At 67.4% G+C, this 2524-nt stretch carries 4 protein-coding genes; all 4 read left to right on the top strand.

Going from position 1 to position 2524, the window contains the following annotated elements; all coding sequences use genetic code 11:
* On the top strand, positions 1-1202 hold a 1202-nt coding region (locus Q0D45_RS18865), incomplete at its 5' end, for a histidine kinase (protein ID WP_293396496.1).
* Entirely contained in the window at positions 1199-1834 is a 636-nt protein-coding gene (locus tag Q0D45_RS18860; RefSeq protein WP_293396493.1) for a response regulator transcription factor, read from the top strand. The genes Q0D45_RS18865 and Q0D45_RS18860, both read left to right, overlap by 4 nt.
* 57 nt (positions 1835-1891) lie before the next feature.
* Positions 1892-2140 (top strand): type II toxin-antitoxin system CcdA family antitoxin, encoded by a 249-nt coding sequence (locus tag Q0D45_RS18855; RefSeq protein WP_293396490.1) that lies wholly within the window; start codon positions 1892-1894, stop codon positions 2138-2140.
* An 8-nt stretch (positions 2141-2148) separates the two neighbouring features.
* Positions 2149-2457, top strand: coding sequence for a CcdB family protein (locus tag Q0D45_RS18850; protein ID WP_293396487.1), 309 nt, complete (start codon positions 2149-2151; stop codon positions 2455-2457).
* Positions 2458-2524 lie beyond the last annotated feature (67 nt).

The raw sequence follows: 2524 nt of genomic DNA, 5'->3' as shown, positions 1-2524 counted from the left end.
CCCTTGGCGCGCTGTCGCCGTACTGCGATGCTCGGCGGATGATCGATCCCTCGCCGCCCGCTGCCCGCTCGTCCTGGAACTCGCCGACGGCGCCGCTGAGCCTGGCCGCGTACATCACCTGGCTGGCGATTGCCGTCGATCCGTTGCGCGATCTGCTCAACGAGCGGCTGGCGTTCGATGCGCGAACCCTGATCGGCGCAACGGGTCTGGTGCTGCAGATCCTGCTGTTCGTGCGTCGCGCTACCACCGCGCCGCAGGGCGACGATGGCGCCGTGCGGCGGCTGGTGCTCGCCCAGGCGGCTGCCGCACTGCTGGCGATCTGGGGCCTGCCGCAATCCGGCTCGATGGCGGTGCTGCTGATCCTGGTCGCGGCGCAGATGTTCGCGGTCTATCCGCTGCGCCCTGCGCTGCTGCTGACCCTGGCCATCAACGCCGTGCTGGCGGCCCTGCTGATCGCGCACTGGGGCACCGCCAGTGCGATTCCCGCGCTGCTGTCCTATGGCGGCTTCCAGGCGTTCGCGGCGCTGACCACCACCTACGCCCGCCGCGCCGAAGAAGCCCGCGACGCGCTGCGTACGATCAATGCCGAGCTGCTGGCCACCCGGCAGTTGCTGCTCGAATCGGCGCGCGGCGAAGAGCGGCTGCGCTTGTCGCGCGAGCTGCACGACGTCGCTGGCCACAAGCTCACCGCGTTGAAGCTGCAACTGCGGATGATCGAGCGCGAAGTGGCCGAACCGCAGCGCACGGTGGTCGGCGATTGCATGCGGCTGTCCGATGAACTGCTCGCCGATGTCCGTGGCGTCGTCGATACCCTGCGCGCCCATGACGGCATCGACCTGCACGCCGCGCTGCGGGCGCTGGCGCCATCGCTGTCGCGGCCGGTGCTGCGCTTCGAGCTGGATGCGGCGGCGCGTCCGGCAACGCTCGATCAAGCGCAGGCGCTGCTGCGAGTCGCCCAGGAAGGCCTGACCAATGCGCTGCGCCACGCAGCCTGCACGACGATCGTGCTGCGACTGCAGCGTCACGAGGGGGGCATTGAACTGCAGATCGAGGACGACGGCCGCGCCCAATCGCTGCCCGAAGAAGGCAACGGCCTGCGCGGCATGCGCGAACGGTTGGCCGCGCTCGGTGGTGGGCTGAGCATTGCCGTACAGCCCGAAGGCGGGCTGCGCTTGAGCGCCCAACTGCCGGTGTCGCCATGAGCGAGGCCGTGCTGCGTGTGGCGCTGGCCGACGATCAGGCGCTGGTTCGCAAGGGCCTGCGCGCGCTGCTCGAAAGCCTCGGCGGTTTCATGGTCAGCATCGAAGCGGAAGATGGTGCCGCCTTGCTCGCCGCGCTGCAGGCCACGGCGGTCGACGTGATCCTTAGCGACATCCGCATGCCGCGCCATTCCGGCATCGAGGTAGTCCACCTGCTGCGCGCTCGTGGCGATTACACGCCGGTGGTGCTGCTGACCACCTTCGACGATCCGGGGCTGATGCAGGGCGCGATCAGCGCCGGTGCCCAGGGCTATCTGCTGAAGGACGCCGAGCCGGATGCGCTGGCGGCAGCGATCCGCGCCGTTGCCGCCGGCCGCAGCCTGGTATCGCCGCAGAGTCTCGATGCGGCCCGGCGCGTCACCGTCCGGGACGATGCGAAACCGGTGCGCCTGACCGAACGTGAACTGGCGGTGCTGCGGCTGGTCGCTGGTGGCTACTCGAACAAGGAGATCGGCCGCGCGTTGAACATTTCCGACGGCACGGTGAAGAACCATCTGACCGAAATCCTCGCCCGGCTCGATGCCCGCGATCGCACCCATGCGGTGCTGAAAGCGATTGCCGCGCGGCTGCTGTAGCGGCCGAAAGCGGGCCCATGCGCATACAATGCGCACAGGCCCGAATTGGATCAGCCCATGCTCGCGAAGACTGAAGACCTGAAGCCCGCCCGCCGCGCCGTGAACCTGTCGATCAGCAAGGCCGTGCTCGAAGAGGCGCGGGCGCACAAGCTGAATCTGTCGCGGGTGCTCGAAGACGCTTTGATTGCCAAGCTGCGCGAACAGCGCGGCCGGCAGTGGCAGGACGAGAACCGCGAAGCGATTGCCTATCACCGCGAAAGAATTGCCCGCGATGGCATGTGGAACAAGGACCTGATTTCCTTCTAGCACCGACCATGGCGCGTTTTCAGGTCTATCGGAATCCCCGCGCCAGCCGTGCGGACATTCCGTTTCTGCTCGATGTGCAGTCCGATCTGGTCGAAACCAGTTCCCGGGTGGTCATTCCGCTGGTGCGGAAAGATCGCTATGGCAAGCCATACACGCGTCTGAACCCCGAGTTCACGGTGCTTGACGTCGCCGTCGTGGCGTCCACCGCCGATCTCGCTGCACTGGCGTCCGGCGAGTTGCGCGGCCCGGTCGCCGAGTTGTCCGAACACCATGCCGACATCATGTCGGCGATCGATTTCCTGCTGACTGGTTACTGATGAATCTCATTGATCCCCGCGACCGCCTGATCGTCGCCCTCGATGTCCCCGAAGCCGCGGATGCCCG

Origin of the sequence: Nevskia sp. (genome assembly GCF_023266035.1) — a bacterium.
GTDB lineage: Bacteria > Pseudomonadota > Gammaproteobacteria > Nevskiales > Nevskiaceae > Nevskia.
This window is presented reverse-complemented; position numbering and strand designations above follow the sequence as displayed.

Excerpts from the sequence above, each read along its gene's own strand:
- Q0D45_RS18855 (WP_293396490.1), top strand. The coding sequence starts at position 1,892 with ATGCTCGCGAAGACTGAAGACCTGAAGCCCGCCCGCCGCGCCGTGAAC.
- Q0D45_RS18850 (WP_293396487.1), top strand. The coding sequence starts at position 2,149 with ATGGCGCGTTTTCAGGTCTATCGGAATCCCCGCGCCAGCCGTGCGGAC.
- Q0D45_RS18860 (WP_293396493.1), top strand. The coding sequence starts at position 1,199 with ATGAGCGAGGCCGTGCTGCGTGTGGCGCTGGCCGACGATCAGGCGCTG.